Source organism: Escherichia sp. KS167_9B (assembly GCF_030295215.1).
Classification (GTDB): domain Bacteria; phylum Pseudomonadota; class Gammaproteobacteria; order Enterobacterales; family Enterobacteriaceae; genus Escherichia; species Escherichia coli_F.
On record NZ_AP025754.1, the window covers coordinates 408,726 to 426,326 of the forward strand.

Sequence of the window (17,601 nt, forward strand, 5' to 3'; positions counted from 1 at the left end):
CGTTGTCTCTGCCGGATGCGGCGTGAACGCCTTATCCGGCCTACGAGTGGCGCAAGAATCTGTAGGCCTGATAAGCGTAGCGCATCAGGCATTTGTCACGATTGCCGGATGCGGCGTGAACGCCTTATCCAGCCTACGAGTGGCGCAAGAATCTGTAGGCCTGATAAGCGTAGCGCATCAGGCATTTGTCACCATTGCCGGTTGTGGCGTGAACGCCTTATCCGGCCTACGAGTGGCGCGAGAATCTGTAGGCCTGATAAGCGTAGCGCATCAGGCATTTGTCACCATTGCCGGATGCGGCGTGGACGCCTTATCCGGCCTACGAATGGCACAAGAATCTGTAGGCCTGATAAGCGTAGCGCATCAGGCTGTCTGGCGTTGGTCATAACCCCATCACCCTCTGTAGCGGACATAACAACATGAAAGAACTTGTGGTCGTTGCCATTGGTGGCAACAGCATTATCAAAGATAACGCCAGCCAGTCGATTGAGCATCAGGCGGAGGCGGTGAAGGCCGTCGCCGAGACGGTGCTGGAAATGCTGGCTTCCGATTACGACATTGTGCTGACCCACGGCAACGGGCCGCAGGTTGGGCTGGATCTACGCCGTGCGGAGATTGCCCACGAGCGCGAAGGGCTGCCCTTAACGCCGCTGGCGAACTGTGTGGCAGATACGCAAGGCGGCATTGGCTACTTGATCCAACAGGCGCTGAACAATCGGCTGGCGCGCCACGGCGAGAAAAAAGCCGTCACTGTGGTGACTCAGGTGGAAGTGGATAAAAACGATCCGGGGTTTGCTCACCCCACCAAGCCCATTGGCGCATTCTTCAGTGAAAGCCAGCGTAACGAATTACAAAAGGCAAACCCTGACTGGCGTTTTGTTGAAGATTCCGGACGCGGCTATCGCCGCGTGGTCGCCTCGCCGGAACCGAAACGTATTGTTGAAGCACCTGCCATTAAAGCGCTGATCCAACAAGGGTTTGTGGTGATTGGTGCGGGCGGTGGCGGAATTCCGGTGGTGCGTACTGACGCGGGAGATTACCAAAGCGTGGACGCGGTTATCGACAAAGATCTCTCCACCGCGCTGCTGGCCCGCGAAATTCACGCCGACATTCTGGTGATCACCACCGGCGTGGAAAAAGTCTGTATTCATTTTGGCAAACCGCAGCAGCAGGCGCTGGATCGGGTGGATATTGCCACCATGACCCGCTATATGCAGGAAGGGCATTTCCCGCCTGGCAGCATGTTGCCAAAAATCATCGCCAGCCTGACATTTTTAGAACAGGGCGGCAAAGAAGTGATTATCACCACGCCGGAATGCCTGCCCGCGGCGCTGCGTGGCGAGACGGGCACCCATATTATTAAAACGTAAGGACGTAAGATGAAAGAAAACAATAGCCGTCGTGAGTTTTTGAGCCAGAGCGGTAAGATGGTCACCGCCGCCGCGCTGTTTGGTACCTCTGTGCCATTCGCCCATGCGGAGGTCTCTGGCACCACCCACTGCGACGCGAATAACACCATGAAAATCACTGACCCGCACTACTATCTCGACAACGTGCTGCTGGAAACCGGTTTTGACTATGAAAATGGCGTGGCGGTGCAGACCCGCACGGCGCGCCAGACCGTGGAGATTCAGGACGGCAAAATTGTCGCGCTGCGCGAGAACAAGCAGCATCCGGACGCCACGCTGCCGCACTATGACGCTGGCGGTAAGCTGATGCTGCCCACCACCCGCGACATGCATATTCATCTCGACAAAACCTTTTACGGTGGGCCGTGGCGCTCGCTCAATCGCCCGGCAGGCACCACTATCCAGGACATGATCAAACTCGAGCAAAAAATGCTGCCGGAACTGCAACCCTACACGCAGGAGCGGGCAGAAAAACTGATCGATTTATTGCAGTCGAAAGGCACCACCATTGCCCGCAGCCACTGCAATATCGAACCGGTTTCCGGCCTGAAAAATCTGCAAAATTTGCAGGCGGTGCTGGCGCGACGTCAGGCGGGCTTCGAGTGTGAAATCGTCGCCTTCCCGCAGCACGGTTTGCTGCTGTCGAAATCGGAACCCTTGATGCGTGAAGCAATGCAGGCAGGCGCGCATTACGTCGGCGGGCTGGACCCGACCAGTGTTGATGGCGCGATGGAAAAATCCCTCGACACCATGTTCCAGATTGCGCTGGACTACGACAAAGGCGTCGATATTCATCTGCACGAAACCACTCCGGCGGGCGTGGCAGCCATCAATTATATGGTTGAAACAGTGGAGAAAACGCCGCAGCTAAAAGGCAAGCTGACCATCAGCCACGCCTTTGCGCTGGCTACCCTCAACGAGCAACAAGTAGATGAACTGGCGAACCGGATGGCGGCGCAGCAAATCTCGATCGCCTCGACGGTGCCGATTGGCACGTTGCATATGCCGCTCAAACAGCTGCACGACAAAGGCGTAAAAGTGATGACCGGCACCGACAGCGTTATCGACCACTGGTCGCCTTACGGCCTGGGCGACATGCTGGAAAAAGCCAATCTGTACGCGCAGCTCTATATTCGTCCTAACGAACAGAATTTGTCCCGCTCGCTGTTTTTAGCCACTGGTTATGTATTGCCGCTCAACGAAAAAGGCGAGCGCGTCTGGCCTAAAGCGCAGGATGACGCCAGCTTTGTGCTGGTGGACGCCTCCTGTTCCGCCGAGGCGGTGGCGCGTATCTCGCCGAGAACCGCAACGTTCCATAAAGGGCAAATGGTGTGGGGGAGTGTGGCAGGTTGATACGAATTTGAAACGCCTGCAACGGTGAATAGTAAGAGATTTAAGCCCCAGGGAGTGGGGCGGGAATGGTTTGTTAATGAATGATCCTGAACTTTATAATCTCCCGGCATAATTTCCAGGGGATTATTTGAGAGAAATACACAAAAGTGAGTTTTAACAAAGGTATTTATCAAGCCATAAATGTGACCTGCTTCGGATAAAAAAGATTAAACATAGAAAAACCAATGATCCTCTTGCTGATGGTTATCAACAGTAATTAAGATGTGATTTTTTTCCGTAATCGCGAAAATATTCTCATGACCATAAAAGAAAAAATCTCACAAAAATATCCCCATGCTTCCTTTTGTACTTTTGGCGATTCAGAAGCGTTGGCCGATCACCTCGCAACGTTGATTGCGACTGGTGTTAAAACAGCTTCCTGTGGTTCGCTGGCGGGATGTATTGAAGACAACGCATTTCCGATGATTGGTGAGTATAAGATTGTAGAAAATAGCCGTGGTGAGCCTGTATGTGTTATCAGAGTTATTGGCCTGCATTTACTGCGCTTTTCTGATGTCACCGCGGAGCTTGCCCGTAAGGAAGGTGAAGGTGACCTCAGTCTTGAATATTGGCGTAATGAACACCGTCGTTTTTTCCAGGCAGAAGGATGCTATTCACCCGAAATGGACGTTATCTTTGAAGAATATGCCCTTATTGACATTGTGTAGATAACTATTTTTCTACGCGAAATAAGCTCATAAACATAAAGTATCGCTAATTTTGTTTATTTTGCTATTTTTTACGTGATGATTGTCACACTTATTGTTACTGCCCGTTTTGTCCATATTTATAACCAAATTTTTAATAGCTGCCTGAAATAGGGCTGTTTATTCTGCATAAAAATATTCGAAAATTCTTATTCTCTCCAGCGCGCTAATTTGGGCGAACACTTCCTGACTACCCTGCAATGAGGCTGAAATGATGAATAAACGTTTTGTTATCAATATGGTGTCTTCGCTGTTATTAGGCGCTGCGCTAATTTCCTCGCCGCTCCAGGCAGCGGAAAAAGTCGTGGTGAATATCTCTAAAGTCGATGGTATGCCGTGGTTTAATCGCATGGGCGAAGGTGTGGTCGAGGCAGGTAAAGCCTTTGGGGTTAATGCGTCACAGGTGGGACCTTCAAGTACTGATGCTCCGCAACAGGTTAAAATTATTGAGGATTTAATCGCTCGTAAGGTTAACGCAATTACTATCGTGCCAAACGATGCCAACGTGCTGGAACCGGTATTCAAAAAAGCGCGAGATGCCGGAATTGTGGTTCTGACCAACGAATCCCCCGGTCAGCCAAGTGCTAACTGGGATATCGAAATCATTGATAACGAAAAATTTGCCGCTGAATATGTTGAACATATGGCGAAACGCATGGGTGGCAAGGGCGGCTATGTGATTTATGTGGGTAGTTTGACCGTGCCGCAGCATAACTTATGGGCTGACTTGCTGGTGAAATACCAGAAAGAGCATTACCCGGATATGCATGAAGTTACCCGCCGCATGCCGGTTGCCGAGAGTGTGGATGACTCACGTCGTACCACACTGGACCTGATGAAAACCTATCCTGACTTGAAAGCGGTTGTCTCCTTTGGTTCAAACGGTCCGATTGGCGCGGGACGTGCGGTGAAAGAGAAACGGGCGAAAAATAAAGTCGCAGTCTATGGCATGATGATCCCTTCACAGGCGGCATCATTGATTAAAAGTGGTGATATCACCGAAGGGATTACTTACGATCCGGCCTCTGCAGGTTACGCACTCGCGGCCGTCGCCAGCACGTTGCTGAAGGGTGAAGAGATCAAACCTGGATTAGAAATGGAGAATCTCGGTAAGGCCGACGTAGATATGGATAAGCGAATTATCCGTTTCCATAAGGTATTACTGGTCAACAAAGACAATATTGACTCACTTTATTAATCCATTTCTTCGGGGCGAAAGCCCCGATTCTTATTGCCAGGGGATGCTATGGAAACCTTCCTTTCCCTTCGTCATATCAACAAAACGTTTCATGCCACGCGAGCGCTGCGCGATGTTTCTCTCGACTTTATGTCGGGTGAGGTGCACTGCCTTGCCGGGCAAAACGGCTGTGGTAAATCGACGTTGATTAAAATTATGTCCGGTGTTTATCGCCCGGATGAGGGGGCGGAAATTACGCTTGGTGGGAAAAACTGGTCAAAGCTGACACCCGCCGCTTCGGTGGCGCAGGGGATTCAGGTGATTTATCAGGACCTCTCTTTATTTCCTAACCTGAGTGTCTGGGAGAATATCGCCGTGAATCACTATCACCACGGACTGTTTGTTAACCGACGTCGTCTGCGTGAGGTGGCGCAGGCGGCAATGACCAGTATTAACGTCACATTGCCACTGGATACGCTCGTTTCTGAGCTTTCAATTGCCCGCTGTCAGCTGGTGGCAATTTGCCGTGCACTGGCGCAGGACGCACGGTTGATCGTGATGGATGAACCAACCGCTTCGCTGACCCATCAGGAAGTGCAAGGGTTATTACAGGTGGTGCATCAATTGCGGGAACGCGGGATCTGCGTGGTCTTCGTCAGTCATCGTCTGGAAGAGGTGATGGAAGTTTCCGACCGTATTTCAGTGTTGAAAGATGGTGAGCTGGTCGGGACCTTTCCGGCTGCAGAGATGACCACAAAACAACTCGGTTTCCTGATGACCGGCCAGGAGTTTGAATATCAGGTGCGAGAGTTGTGGCAGGGAAAATCCAGCACCCCAGTGCTGGAGGTGCGTAATTTAAGTCGTCATGGGGAATATCAAAATATTAACTTGCGGGTGGAAGCGGGCGAAGTGGTGTCGATTGTTGGCCTGCTTGGTGCGGGGCGCACGGAATTATGTCTGAGTCTGTTTGGTATGACCCGACCGGATGCTGGTGAGATCCTCATCAACGGTCAGCCGGTTACACTGCATAGTAACCAGGACGCCATCCGCCACGGTATTGGTTATGTTTCGGAAGATCGCATGTCGCGCGGTTTGGTGATGGCGCAATCTATTGAAGACAACATCATTAGCACTGTTTTTCACAAGGTAAAAGATCGCTTCGGCTTTCTGAGTGAAGCTAAAGTGCGTGACCTGGTGGACAGGCTAATTAAGGCATTGACCATCAAAGTCTCTGACCCACATCTCCCGGTGAATACGCTTTCCGGGGGTAACGCGCAGCGAGTATCGATCGCCAAATGGCTGGCGATTGGGCCACGACTGTTGATTCTCGATAGCCCGACTGTCGGTGTTGATATCGCCAACAAAGCAGGAATATACGGCATTATCAGCGATCTGGCGGCTCATGGCATTGCGGTATTGATGATCTGCGATGAAATTGAAGAAGCGTGGTATCAAAGCCACCGGATTTTGGTAATGCAAAAAGGTCAGATCACCCATAGCTTCCTGCCTGACAGCAGTTCTCAGGCCAGGATTGCGGAGGTGGTAAATGGCTGAACTGAAAAAACGCCATGAATTCTGGCTGGCATTACTGATTATAGTGCTGTTTGTTGGCCTTGCCTGGCGCAGCGACGAGTTTCTGACATTCGGTAATTTGTACGATCTCGCCAATAACTATGCCATGTTGACTATTCTCGCCTGTGGTTTGTTTGTGGTGTTAATTTCCGGTGGAATTGATATTTCGTTTCCGGCAATGACCATCATTGCGCAATACGGCATGGTGCTGTTGCTACAAAAAATGGGTGGCAACTTTGCTGTCGCGTTTGCCCTGGCGGGCGGCATCGGCATTTTACTTGGCTTAATAAACGCCTTACTGGTTAATCGCCTACGGGTGCCTTCTATCATCATCACCATTTCGACGCTGAATATTTTCTATGGCCTGCTGTTATGGTTGAGTAAAGGTGTGTGGCTGTACGACTTTCCGCCGTGGTTTGAGCAGGGGGTAATGTTGTTCAAGTACACCGATGCTGACGGCTATGACTATGGCCTTGGTCTGCCGCTGATCGCCATGATTACGGTGGTGCTGCTGACAGCGTTTATCATGAATTTCACCAGTGTAGGGCGCAAAATTTATGCCCTTGGCGGGAACCGTGAATCAGCCAGTCGCATCGGCTTTAGCGTGCTGAAACTGCAACTTTTCGTTTACGGCTATATGGGATTGATGTCTGGTGCTGCGGGTGTAGTGCAGTCGTGGACGGTGATGACTGTCGCCCCCGATTCTCTTCTGGGTTATGAGCTGACAGTACTGGCTGCGGTGGTGCTTGGCGGCACTAGTTTGCTCGGCGGGCGCGGCACGTTAACCGGTACTTTGCTCGGCGTGGTGTTGTTGGCAGTGATGCAAAACGGGCTAAATTTATTGGGAGTCTCGTCTTACTGGCAAACATTGATCACAGGCATCATCATCGTTGCCAGCATTAGCGCCACGGCGTGGAGTCAGCATCAGAACCGGAGTCTGCTATGAAAAAATCGTGGCGTAATAACGTTGAGTTTTATTTGATCGGCCTGCTGGTGCTAACTGTTGCCGCGTTCAGCATTACTATGCCGGAGATTTTCTGGTCGATAAGTAACTTCCAGTCTGTCGCTTCGCAAATGCCCGTGCTGGGCATTCTGGCGTTGGCTATGGCGGTGACCATGCTTTGTGGCGGCATTAACTTGTCAATTATTGCTACCGCTAACGCCTGTTCACTGGTGATGGCGTGGGTGGCGACTCAGTATCCGCCGGGTATTACTACGGTTGTCGCTACGCTGCTGGCGGGCGCTGGTGCGGCGGTGATAATTGGTTTATGTAATGGCGTATTGATTGCCGGTATTCGAGTGTCGCCAATTCTTGCAACGCTTGGGATGATGACGTTGCTCAAAGGGGTAAATATTCTGGTGACAGGCGGTAGCGCCATTGCCAATTATCCCTCATGGGTGCTGTGGTTGAATCATGCACAGTGGTTCGGTATTCCGCTACCGATGTGGTTGTTTACCGCAGTGGCGCTGGGGCTGTGGATATTGCTGGAGAAAACGCCGCTCGGTAAATCCATTTATCTGATTGGTTCTAACGAACGAGCAACACTTTACTCCGGTATTAACACGCGTCGGGTGCTGATATGGGTGTATGTCATTTCCGCCTTGCTTTGTGCGGTAGCGGCATTTTTGATGATGTCGAAACTCAACTCGGCTAAGGCCTCTTATGGCGAATCGTACTTGCTGGTGTCAATCCTCGCGGCAGTACTCGGCGGGGTTAATCCGGACGGCGGCAGCGGGCGGATAATTGGTATGGTGCTGGCGCTGTTTCTTCTGCAAATTATTGAAAGCGGCTTCAATATTCTCGGGATAAGCCCCTACCTGACGATGGCCTTATGGGGAACGTTGCTGCTCTGTTTCATTCAGGCTCGCGGCATGTTGGGACTGGATCGGGTGGTTTAAATATTGGCTATATTCAATGGACGCGTTTTGCTGCGATGGCATTTCAGTCATCGCCAAATACATATAGCTAATCAGGAGTAAACACAATGAAGATCAAAGCTGTTGGTGCATATTCCGCTAAACAACCGCTGGAACCGATGGATATTACCCGGCGTGAACCGGGACCGCATGATGTCAAAATTGAAATCGCTTACTGTGGCGTCTGCCATTCCGATATCCACCAGGTCCGTTCCGAGTGGGCGGGGACGGTTTATCCCTGCGTGCCGGGCCATGAAATTGTAGGGCGCGTGGTAGCCGTTGGTGATCAGGTAGAAAAATATGCGCCGGGCGATCTGGTCGGTGTCGGCTGCATTGTCGACAGTTGTAAACATTGCGAAGAGTGTGAAGACGGGCTGGAAAACTACTGTGATCACATGACCGGCACCTATAACTCGCCGACGCCGGACGAACCGGGCCATACGCTGGGCGGCTACTCACAACAGATTGTCGTTCACGAGCGATATGTTCTGCGTATTCGTCACCCGCAAGCGCAACTGGCGGCGGTGGCGCCTTTATTGTGTGCAGGGATCACCACGTACTCGCCGCTGCGTCACTGGCAGGCCGGGCCGGGTAAAAAAGTGGGAGTGGTCGGCATTGGCGGTCTGGGGCATATGGGGATAAAGCTGGCCCACTCGATGGGGGCGCATGTAGTGGCGTTTACCACGTCTGAGTCAAAACGCGAAGCGGCAAAAGCCCTTGGGGCCGATGAAGTTGTTAACTCGCGCAATGCCGATGAGATGGCGGCTCATGTGAAGAGTTTCGATTTCATTTTGAATACCGTAGCTGCGCCACATAATCTCGACGATTTTACCACCTTGCTGAAGCGCGATGGCACCATGACGCTGGTTGGTGCGCCTGCGACACCGCATAAATCGCCGGAAGTTTTCAACCTGATCATGAAACGCCGCGCGATAGCCGGCTCTATGATTGGCGGCATTCCAGAAACACAGGAGATGCTCGATTTTTGCGCCGAACATGGCATCGTGGCTGATATAGAGATGATTCGGGCCGATCAAATTAATGAAGCCTATGAGCGAATGCTGCGAGGAGATGTGAAATATCGTTTTGTTATCGATAATCGCACACTAACAGACTGAAACAATTAATAAATACCCTGTGGTTTAACATATTAACTTCGCTCTCCACTTAACTTTTTAGTTAAGGAGAGCGAAATAATATCAAAGTAGCGGTAAAACCTATAACGTAAATTCAAATTGTTAAAATAACTCCCTCCAGTACACAATACTTCACTCGTTAGTTATGAGCGATTTCTGATAGTGCCTGGTTTAATCAGGGCTTTATTATCTGCGACGTTTATTTTTATTTAAGAGAGATCGCAATGATACCATTAAAAGCGCCGCACAATAATTTGTTGCTATATACGAAACAAAGCGTACACAATACGTTTAAAAACAATCAGTTACCTGAAGATATCAGAAGTACACTGGTTTCTTGTGTCGATATATTCAAGGTTTTGATTAAACAATACTATGATTATCCTTATGATTGTCGTGATGATTTAGTCGATGATGATAAACTCATTTATCTCATGGCTGCCGTACGAGATTGCGAGTGGGCAGCCGACAATGCGCTTACCATAAATGTGCAGTTTAATGATTTCCCTGGAGTTTATGACTGGGTGGATTACCCTGATTACCCGATTAAGTTTGTTTTTCGGATACTTGAAAATCAAAAAGGGACCGTTTGGGTATATGATCAGGATGACGTGTTTCTTGATATTAAAGAGAATATCCATGCCGGACGCTTCACCGGACTTAAGAAATTAGTGCAGTTTATCGATTCAGTACGAACAGATTGCAAATGCATTCTTCTTGAGCACCATATGCCTTTGTTGAGACTTTTCCGTGAAGGGAAAGAATGTGAGCATGTAGAAAAATGGCTTCGCGAAATGTCGCGCATTCCGGATGCAGACGCACCTATTAAGCAGGCGCTTGCGTATGAATTATTATTGCACTTAAAAAATATTTACCCTGTTTTTCCTGAATCGCTAGTGATGTTATTGCTCTCCGTTCTGAACGTGAAAACATACAGAGATGATGCACGATTAAATCAATGGGTATCTAATAGAGTGCAGGAATTAGGTGACAAATATTATCCTGTAAATAAGCACGTTAAAATACGCTACACTCTTTAGTTTAGAAACTTTTCCATCTCCAATTTGTTATTCCATCAGAGAGTGAATCGCAAAGCGGGTAATCATTTCATCTGCTTATCTCTACGTCAAATGGCATTTACCCTCCTTTTTCGCCGATATTTTGTTGTGATCGGCGTCATGTTGCTTAAAAAGTGAACTTGTGCGAGTGTTTTATGAATGTGTTGGTTGACATTCATATGAAAAAAATCATAATTCCATCATGTTTGTGTGGGGGCTTTTCTGTATCTTACGCATCGCACTCAAGCCTGACAGACAATATGCTGTAAGGCTCATATCACAAACCGCCATTAGCTCATCAGGAAGAGCAGACGACAACCAGGATTGTTGTATGGTACGGGGTTCGAGGCCTTGATGGCGGTCCAATTTTTCAAAACTCTTCTGAATCAGATCCTCTTATTATCATCCTTGCAGAGTGGATGGAGCATTGCCAGCTACTCACTGAAGCAGACAAATGAAAAAAGCCCACACAGGGGAGAGTGGGCTGAAATGGGAAGCTAAAGACTCAAGTAAACTTATCGGAAATAAGGACCACGCATTACGGGGGGTATCATCGCCGATGAGCGGGATTCGGCAAATCAGGTTGATTACGTAGAGAGTAAATTATCTGCTCACCGCTGTGTTACTCCTTCGTAAATCAGGCGTAGCGCGAATACACCAATAATTGCACCAATAACCCGACTGGCAACGCGTTGCATACGCCCATAAGCACGACGCACAGCGGGCAAAGAAAACGCCTGACTAAGAAAGACTCGCCAGATAATTGATGCGAACACAATTCCCGTCCAGGCCATTAAACGTGCCCAAGTTGGTGTTTCAGCATTTAACGTTACTGAGAAAATACTGATAAAAAATAAAACGGTCTGTGGATTAGAGAGATCGGTAATTAATCCACGGCGAAAAAAGACATACCAGGGGGCGCTAATCGGTTGTTGTAGTGTGCTTATTTGCGGTGTTGACTGGCGGCGCATGCTGCACCACGCAAACCATAAGAGATAAGCGCCGCCTACGATTCTGATAAGCGAAAAAATCTCCTCACACTGCGTAATGAGTGTCGCAAGACCATACAAACCCAACCCGGAATAAAACGCATCGCCCAGTGCCACGCCCAACCCGGTCAGCACTCCTGCGCGTCGACCGGAAGCCAGGCTGGTTTGTACCACCACAAAAAGATTGGCTCCCGGATTAAAAAAAGTCATCACGAACAGTCCTACGGTCAGGTAAACGGCGTGCAAGGGATCCATGTGATTTGATCCATAAATAAGTGAAGTAACTTCATCATATTTCTACAAAAAGTAATCGGATGCGAGAGAGATCACAAAGTGTCTTATTTCCGGTTACTGGCGTTTATGCCCTGACTGAACTAATTATTAATCAACCCAATAATATGGGTGGGTGATAGTTTGATAACAACTCTGGAGCCGTAATATGAAAATAATCTCTAAAATGTTAATCGGTGCGTTAGCGTTTGCCGTTACCAACGTTTATGCCGCAGAATTAATGACCAAAGCGGAATTTGAAAAAGTTGCATCGCAGTACGAAAAAATAGGTGATATTTCAACCAGTAATGAAATGTCGACTGCAGATGCGAAAGAAGATCTGATCAAAAAAGCGGATGAAAAAGGGGCAGATGTGTTGGTGCTGACCTCTGGTCAAACTGACAATAAGATCCACGGCACGGCAAATATTTATAAGAAGAAATAATTCTGCACCCCATGTAAACATGCCCGATGCGTAAGTTTATCGGTGATCATCTATTGAAATTTATGCCGGATAAGGCGTTCGCGCTGGATTCGGCATTTCAGTTTTTCAGCCGCCGCCAGAATGTCGTTCGGCTGATACCTAAATAATTGGCCGCGGCAGTTTTATCGCCATTAAATTTCTCCAGTGCCTGTTGTGGCGTCAGTAAACGTGGAGCGGGAGTTTCCTCCGACTCGCGCGCCAGTTCCGGCAGTAGCAACTGCAAAAATTGCGGCGTTAAATCCGGCGTTGGTTCCACACTTAAAAATAGCGCCAGTCGTTCCATCATATTGCGCAGTTCACGAATATTTCCCGGCCAGTTGTAGCGCAATAGCACAGTTTCACTTGCCTGTAATCCCTGACGTAACGCGGAAGAAAAAGGCGCAGTAAGTGCCGCCAGTGACACTTTCAAAAAGCTTTCCGCCAGCGGCAGAATATCCGCCACCCGCTCGCGTAGCGGCGGCAATTGCAGACGCAAAATACTCAGTCGATAAAACAGATCACGGCGAAAACGCCCTTGCTGCATATCCTCTTCGAGATTGCAGTGAGTGGCGCTAATAACCCGCACATCCACCGGAACAGGCTGATGCCCGCCGACGCGAGTGACCTCTTTTTCTTCCAGCACCCGCAGTAGCCGGGTCTGCAACGGCAGCGGCATTTCGCCTATCTCGTCAAGAAACAGCGTGCCACCGTGGGCGATTTCAAACAGCCCGGCGCGTCCTCCGCGTCGCGAGCCGGTAAACGCTCCTTCCTCATAGCCAAACAGCTCCGCTTCCAGCAGAGATTCAGCAATCGCCCCGCAGTTGACGGCAACAAACGGATGCGACTTTTTGCCCTGTCGCGCATCGTGGCGGGCAAAATATTCCCGATGAATCGCCTGGGCCGCCAGCTCTTTGCCCGTCCCCGTTTCCCCTTCAATCAACACCGCCGCACTGGAGCGGGCATACAGCAAAATAGTCTGCCGTACCTGTTCCATCTGTGGTGATTGACCGAGCATATCGCCCAGCACGTAACGAGTACGCAGGGCGTTGCGGGTGGCATCGTGAGTGTTATGGCGTAACGACATGCGCGTCATATCCAGCGCATCGCTGAACGCCTGGCGCACGGTGGCGGCGGAATAAATAAAAATTCCGGTCATTCCGGCTTCTTCTGCCAGATCGGTAATCAGCCCCGCACCGACCACCGCTTCGGTGCCGTTAGCTTTTAGCTCGTTAATCTGCCCGCGTGCGTCTTCTTCGGTAATGTAGCTACGTTGGTCGAGGCGCAAATTAAAGGTTTTTTGAAACGCTACCAGTGCCGGAATGGTTTCCTGATAGGTGACAACGCCGATAGAAGAGGTGAGTTTTCCGGCTTTTGCCAGCGCCTGTAACACATCGTAGCCACTCGGTTTTATCAGAATCACCGGTACCGACAGGCGGCTTTTCAGGTACGCACCGTTAGAGCCAGCGGCAATGATGGCGTCGCAGCGTTCGCTGGCCAGTTTTTTGCGGATGTAGGTCACCGCTTTTTCAAAGCCAAGCTGAATAGGGGTGATATTCGCCAGGTGATCAAACTCGAGACTGATATCGCGAAACAGCTCGAACAGCCGCGTTACAGATACCGTCCAGATAACCGGTTTGTCGTCATTCAGCCGTGGTGGATGTGCCATAGCGCACCGCAAAGTTAAGAAACCGAATATTGGGTTTAGTCTTGTTTCATAATTGTTGCAATGAAACGCAGTGAAACATTGCCTGAAACGTTAACTGAAACGCATATTTGCGGATTACTTCATGGCTTTATCTATAACAAATTGAAATATAACATTTAATTTCATCCAGGTAATTGTGGCACACCCCTTGCTTTGAGTTTATCAACGTAAATAACAAGTTGATAACAAAGGATGGGCTATGTCTCTACACTCTCCAGGTAAAGCGTTTCGCGCTGCACTGTCTAAAGAAAATCCATTGCAGATTGTCGGCACCATTAACGCCAACCATGCGCTGCTGGCGCAGCGTGCCGGATATCAGGCGATTTATCTCTCCGGCGGTGGTGTGGCGGCAGGTTCGCTGGGGTTGCCGGATCTCGGTATTTCTACTCTTGATGATGTGTTGACTGATATTCGTCGTATCACCGACGTCTGCTCGCTGCCGCTGCTGGTGGATGCGGATATCGGTTTTGGCTCTTCGGCCTTTAACGTTGCCCGCACCGTGAAATCGATGATTAAAGCCGGTGCGGCGGGCTTACATATTGAAGATCAGGTTGGAGCAAAACGCTGCGGTCATCGCCCGAACAAAGCGATCGTCTCGAAAGAAGAGATGGTGGATCGGATCCGCGCGGCGGTGGATGCGAAAACCGATCCTGATTTTGTGATCATGGCGCGCACCGATGCGCTGGCGGTAGAGGGGCTGGATGCGGCGATCGAGCGTGCGCAGGCCTATGTTGAAGCGGGTGCCGAGATGTTGTTCCCGGAAGCAATTACCGAACTCGCCATGTACCGCCAGTTTGCCGATGCGGTGCAGGTGCCGATCCTTGCCAACATTACTGAATTTGGTGCCACGCCGCTGTTTACCACCGACGAATTACGCAGCGCCCATGTCGCAATGGCGCTGTATCCCCTTTCTGCTTTCCGCGCAATGAACCGCGCCGCTGAACATGTCTACAACGTCCTGCGCCAGGAAGGCACGCAGAAAAGCGTCATCGACACCATGCAGACCCGCAACGAGCTGTATGAAAGCATTAACTACTACCAGTACGAAGAAAAGCTCGACGACCTGTTTGCCCGTAGCCAGACGAAATAAAACACAACGAAAAATATCTCGACCCTACAAATGACGAGGACAACATGAGCGACACAACGATCCTGCAAAACAGTACCCATGTCATTAAACCGAAAAAATCTGTGGCACTTTCTGGCGTTCCGGCGGGCAATACGGCGCTCTGCACCGTGGGTAAAAGTGGCAATGACCTGCATTACCGCGGCTACGATATTCTTGACCTGGCGGAACATTGCGAATTTGAAGAAGTGGCGCATCTGCTGATCCACGGCAAACTGCCGACCCGTGACGAACTCGCCGCCTACAAAACAAAACTGAAAGCCCTGCGCGGTTTACCGGCTAACGTGCGTACCGTGCTGGAAGCCTTACCAGCGGCGTCGCATCCGATGGATGTCATGCGCACCGGCGTTTCCGCGCTCGGCTGCACGCTGCCAGAAAAAGAGGGGCATACCGTCTCTGGCGCGCGGGATATTGCCGACAAATTATTAGCGTCGCTGAGCTCGATTCTTCTCTACTGGTATCACTACAGCCACAACGGCGAACGCATCCAGCCGGAAACCGATGACGATTCCATCGGCGGTCACTTCCTGCATCTGCTGCATGGCGAAAAGCCGTCGCAAAGCTGGGAAAAGGCGATGCATATTTCGCTGGTGCTGTACGCCGAACACGAGTTTAACGCCTCCACCTTTACCAGCCGGGTGATTGCGGGCACCGGCTCTGATATGTATTCCGCGATTATTGGCGCGATTGGTGCACTGCGCGGGCCGAAGCACGGCGGGGCGAATGAAGTGTCGCTGGAGATCCAGCAACGCTACGAAACGCCGGACGAAGCCGAAGCCGATATCCGCAAGCGGGTTGAAAACAAAGAAGTGGTGATTGGTTTTGGCCATCCGGTTTATACCATCGCCGACCCGCGTCATCAGGTGATCAAACGTGTGGCGAAGCAGCTCTCGCAGGAAGGCGGCTCGCTGAAGATGTACAACATCGCCGATCGCCTGGAAACGGTGATGTGGGAGAGCAAAAAAATGTTTCCCAATCTCGACTGGTTCTCCGCTGTTTCCTACAACATGATGGGCGTTCCCACCGAGATGTTCACGCCACTGTTTGTTATCGCCCGCGTCACCGGCTGGGCGGCGCACATTATCGAACAACGTCAGGACAACAAAATTATCCGTCCTTCCGCCAATTATGTTGGCCCTGAAGACCGCCAGTTTGTCGCGCTGGATAAGCGCCAGTAAACCTCTACGAATAACAAGAAGGAAACGTACCCAATGTCAGCTCAAATCAACAACATCCGCCCGGAATTCGACCGCGAAATTATTGATATTGTCGATTACGTCATGAACTACGAAATTAGCTCCAAAGTAGCCTACGACACCGCACATTACTGCCTGCTCGACACCCTCGGCTGCGGTCTTGAAGCTCTCGAATACCCGGCCTGTAAAAAACTGCTGGGGCCAATTGTTCCTGGCATCGTCGTACCTAACGGCGTGCGCGTTCCCGGAACTCAGTTCCAGCTCGACCCCGTCCAGGCGGCATTTAACATTGGCGCGATGATCCGCTGGCTCGATTTCAACGATACCTGGCTGGCGGCGGAGTGGGGCCATCCTTCCGACAACCTCGGCGGCATTCTGGCAACGGCGGACTGGCTTTCGCGCAACGCGGTCGCCAGCGGCAAAGCGCCGTTGACCATGAAACAGGTGCTAACCGGAATGATCAAAGCCCATGAAATTCAGGGCTGCATCGCGCTGGAAAACTCCTTTAACCGCGTTGGCCTCGACCACGTTCTGTTAGTGAAAGTGGCTTCCACCGCCGTGGTCGCCGAAATGCTTGGCCTGACCCGCGAGGAAATTCTCAACGCTGTTTCGCTGGCGTGGGTGGACGGTCAGTCGCTGCGCACCTATCGCCATGCGCCGAACACCGGCACGCGTAAATCCTGGGCGGCGGGCGATGCCACGTCCCGCGCGGTACGTCTGGCACTGATGGCGAAAACGGGCGAAATGGGTTACCCGTCAGCCCTGACCGCGCCGGTATGGGGCTTCTACGACGTCTCCTTTAAAGGTGAATCGTTCCGCTTCCAGCGTCCGTACGGTTCTTACGTCATGGAGAATGTGCTGTTCAAAATCTCCTTCCCGGCGGAGTTCCACTCTCAGACGGCAGTTGAAGCGGCGATGACGCTCTATGAACAGATGCAGGCAGCAGGCAAAACGGCGGCGGATATCGAAAAAGTGACCATTCGCACCCACGAAGCCTGTATTCGCATCATCGACAAAAAAGGGCCGCTCAATAACCCGGCTGACCGCGACCACTGCATTCAGTACATGGTGGCGATCCCGCTGTTATTCGGGCGCTTAACGGCGGCAGATTACGAAGACAACGTTGCGCAAGATAAACGCATCGACGCCCTGCGCGAGAAGATCAATTGCTTTGAAGATCCGGCATTTACCGCTGACTACCACGACCCGGAAAAACGCGCCATCGCCAATGCCATAACCCTTGAGTTCACCGACGGCACGCGATTTGAAGAAGTGGTGGTGGAGTACCCAATTGGTCATGCTCGCCGCCGTCAGGATGGTATTCCAAAACTGGTGGATAAATTCAAAATCAATCTCGCGCGCCAGTTCCCGACTCGCCAACAGCAGCGCATTCTGGAGGTTTCTCTCGACAGAGCTCGCCTGGAACAGATGCCGGTCAATGAGTATCTCGACCTGTACGTCATTTAAGTAAACGGCGGTAAGGC

The 17,601-nt window shown here is 50.8% G+C and carries 16 protein-coding genes and 1 pseudogene; 15 read left to right on the forward strand and 2 right to left on the reverse strand.

The window, feature by feature from the left end; all coding sequences use genetic code 11:
• Positions 1 to 22 precede the first annotated feature (22 nt).
• The 11 genes and pseudogenes from QUE34_RS02035 to QUE34_RS02085 all read left to right on the forward strand — a co-directional run bounded on the left by QUE34_RS02035 (position 23) and on the right by QUE34_RS02085 (position 10,963).
• The gene (locus QUE34_RS02035; RefSeq protein WP_072000926.1) at positions 23 to 388 is read left to right on the forward strand and encodes a hypothetical protein; all 366 of its coding nucleotides are present in this window, start codon (positions 23 to 25) and stop codon (positions 386 to 388) included.
• Positions 389 to 419: 31 nt separating this feature from the next.
• Positions 420 to 1,370, forward strand: coding sequence for a carbamate kinase family protein (locus tag QUE34_RS02040; protein WP_286338917.1), 951 nt, complete (start codon positions 420 to 422; stop codon positions 1,368 to 1,370).
• A gap of 9 nt (positions 1,371 to 1,379) precedes the next feature.
• Positions 1,380 to 2,762 carry an amidohydrolase family protein gene (locus tag QUE34_RS02045; protein WP_105268577.1) on the forward strand — a complete coding sequence of 461 codons (1,383 nt, stop codon included), beginning with the start codon at positions 1,380 to 1,382 and terminating at the stop codon, positions 2,760 to 2,762.
• Between the two features lie 296 nt (positions 2,763 to 3,058).
• Entirely contained in the window at positions 3,059 to 3,469 is a 411-nt protein-coding gene (locus QUE34_RS02050) for an ASCH domain-containing protein (RefSeq protein WP_032302547.1), read from the forward strand.
• Between the two features lie 253 nt (positions 3,470 to 3,722).
• A complete protein-coding gene (locus tag QUE34_RS02055) occupies positions 3,723 to 4,706 on the forward strand; it encodes an autoinducer 2 ABC transporter substrate-binding protein (RefSeq protein WP_001042116.1) in 984 nt (327 codons plus the stop codon).
• 48 nt (positions 4,707 to 4,754) lie between these two features.
• Positions 4,755 to 6,239 (forward strand): sugar ABC transporter ATP-binding protein, encoded by a 1,485-nt coding sequence (locus tag QUE34_RS02060; protein WP_000447340.1) that lies wholly within the window; start codon positions 4,755 to 4,757, stop codon positions 6,237 to 6,239.
• On the forward strand, positions 6,232 to 7,203 hold the full coding sequence (locus QUE34_RS02065) for an ABC transporter permease (RefSeq protein ID WP_032302511.1): 972 nt from the start codon (positions 6,232 to 6,234) through the stop codon (positions 7,201 to 7,203). The genes QUE34_RS02060 and QUE34_RS02065 overlap by 8 nt, the downstream gene beginning before the upstream one ends.
• Positions 7,200 to 8,156 carry an ABC transporter permease gene (locus tag QUE34_RS02070; RefSeq protein WP_032302512.1) on the forward strand — a complete coding sequence of 319 codons (957 nt, stop codon included), beginning with the start codon at positions 7,200 to 7,202 and terminating at the stop codon, positions 8,154 to 8,156. Before QUE34_RS02065 ends, QUE34_RS02070 begins: the two co-directional genes overlap by 4 nt.
• Positions 8,157 to 8,242: 86 nt before the next feature.
• Positions 8,243 to 9,292 carry an NADPH-dependent aldehyde reductase YahK gene (gene yahK / locus QUE34_RS02075; protein ID WP_032302513.1) on the forward strand — a complete coding sequence of 350 codons (1,050 nt, stop codon included), beginning with the start codon at positions 8,243 to 8,245 and terminating at the stop codon, positions 9,290 to 9,292.
• A gap of 242 nt (positions 9,293 to 9,534) precedes the next feature.
• A complete protein-coding gene (locus QUE34_RS02080) occupies positions 9,535 to 10,350 on the forward strand; it encodes a hypothetical protein (RefSeq protein ID WP_001353421.1) in 816 nt (271 codons plus the stop codon).
• 372 nt (positions 10,351 to 10,722) lie between these two features.
• Positions 10,723 to 10,963, forward strand: a pseudogene (locus QUE34_RS02085) (hypothetical protein).
• Positions 10,964 to 10,979: 16 nt separating this feature from the next.
• On the opposite strand, the gene QUE34_RS02090 reads toward QUE34_RS02085, so the two are convergent.
• Positions 10,980 to 11,612, reverse strand: coding sequence for a LysE family transporter (locus tag QUE34_RS02090; protein WP_032302514.1), 633 nt, complete (start codon positions 11,610 to 11,612; stop codon positions 10,980 to 10,982).
• A 184-nt stretch (positions 11,613 to 11,796) separates the two neighbouring features.
• Here QUE34_RS02090 and yahO point away from each other — a divergent pair, with 184 nt between their 5' ends.
• On the forward strand, positions 11,797 to 12,072 hold the full coding sequence (gene yahO / locus QUE34_RS02095) for a DUF1471 family periplasmic protein YahO (protein WP_000691948.1): 276 nt from the start codon (positions 11,797 to 11,799) through the stop codon (positions 12,070 to 12,072).
• Positions 12,073 to 12,169: 97 nt separating this feature from the next.
• Here the strand turns inward: yahO and prpR are convergent, their stop codons facing one another.
• Positions 12,170 to 13,756: a propionate catabolism operon regulatory protein PrpR gene (gene prpR, locus QUE34_RS02100; RefSeq protein ID WP_032302516.1), complete on the reverse strand. Its 1,587-nt coding sequence runs from the start codon at positions 13,754 to 13,756 to the stop codon at positions 12,170 to 12,172.
• Between the two features lie 238 nt (positions 13,757 to 13,994).
• Between prpR and prpB the strand changes: the two genes are divergently transcribed.
• Genes prpB through prpD form a run of 3 tightly spaced genes read left to right on the forward strand, consistent with a single transcriptional unit; the run spans position 13,995 to position 17,584 of the window.
• A complete protein-coding gene (gene prpB / locus QUE34_RS02105; protein WP_032302517.1) occupies positions 13,995 to 14,885 on the forward strand; it encodes a methylisocitrate lyase in 891 nt (296 codons plus the stop codon).
• Between the two features lie 44 nt (positions 14,886 to 14,929).
• Entirely contained in the window at positions 14,930 to 16,099 is a 1,170-nt protein-coding gene (gene prpC / locus QUE34_RS02110; RefSeq protein WP_001285909.1) for a bifunctional 2-methylcitrate synthase/citrate synthase, read from the forward strand.
• A 33-nt stretch (positions 16,100 to 16,132) separates the two neighbouring features.
• Entirely contained in the window at positions 16,133 to 17,584 is a 1,452-nt protein-coding gene (prpD, locus tag QUE34_RS02115; RefSeq protein WP_032302518.1) for a 2-methylcitrate dehydratase, read from the forward strand.
• Positions 17,585 to 17,601 lie beyond the last annotated feature (17 nt).

Excerpts from the sequence above, each read along its gene's own strand:
- QUE34_RS02040 (WP_286338917.1), top strand. The coding sequence starts at position 420 with ATGAAAGAACTTGTGGTCGTTGCCATTGGTGGCAACAGCATTATCAAA.
- prpR (WP_032302516.1), bottom strand. The coding sequence starts at position 13,756 with ATGGCACATCCACCACGGCTGAATGACGACAAACCGGTTATCTGGACG.
- QUE34_RS02060 (WP_000447340.1), top strand. The coding sequence starts at position 4,755 with ATGGAAACCTTCCTTTCCCTTCGTCATATCAACAAAACGTTTCATGCC.
- yahK (WP_032302513.1), top strand. The coding sequence starts at position 8,243 with ATGAAGATCAAAGCTGTTGGTGCATATTCCGCTAAACAACCGCTGGAA.
- prpD (WP_032302518.1), top strand. The coding sequence starts at position 16,133 with ATGTCAGCTCAAATCAACAACATCCGCCCGGAATTCGACCGCGAAATT.
- prpB (WP_032302517.1), top strand. The coding sequence starts at position 13,995 with ATGTCTCTACACTCTCCAGGTAAAGCGTTTCGCGCTGCACTGTCTAAA.
- QUE34_RS02065 (WP_032302511.1), top strand. The coding sequence starts at position 6,232 with ATGGCTGAACTGAAAAAACGCCATGAATTCTGGCTGGCATTACTGATT.
- yahO (WP_000691948.1), top strand. The coding sequence starts at position 11,797 with ATGAAAATAATCTCTAAAATGTTAATCGGTGCGTTAGCGTTTGCCGTT.
- QUE34_RS02055 (WP_001042116.1), top strand. The coding sequence starts at position 3,723 with ATGAATAAACGTTTTGTTATCAATATGGTGTCTTCGCTGTTATTAGGC.
- prpC (WP_001285909.1), top strand. The coding sequence starts at position 14,930 with ATGAGCGACACAACGATCCTGCAAAACAGTACCCATGTCATTAAACCG.
- QUE34_RS02070 (WP_032302512.1), top strand. The coding sequence starts at position 7,200 with ATGAAAAAATCGTGGCGTAATAACGTTGAGTTTTATTTGATCGGCCTG.
- QUE34_RS02090 (WP_032302514.1), bottom strand. The coding sequence starts at position 11,612 with ATGGATCCCTTGCACGCCGTTTACCTGACCGTAGGACTGTTCGTGATG.
- QUE34_RS02080 (WP_001353421.1), top strand. The coding sequence starts at position 9,535 with ATGATACCATTAAAAGCGCCGCACAATAATTTGTTGCTATATACGAAA.
- QUE34_RS02050 (WP_032302547.1), top strand. The coding sequence starts at position 3,059 with ATGACCATAAAAGAAAAAATCTCACAAAAATATCCCCATGCTTCCTTT.
- QUE34_RS02045 (WP_105268577.1), top strand. The coding sequence starts at position 1,380 with ATGAAAGAAAACAATAGCCGTCGTGAGTTTTTGAGCCAGAGCGGTAAG.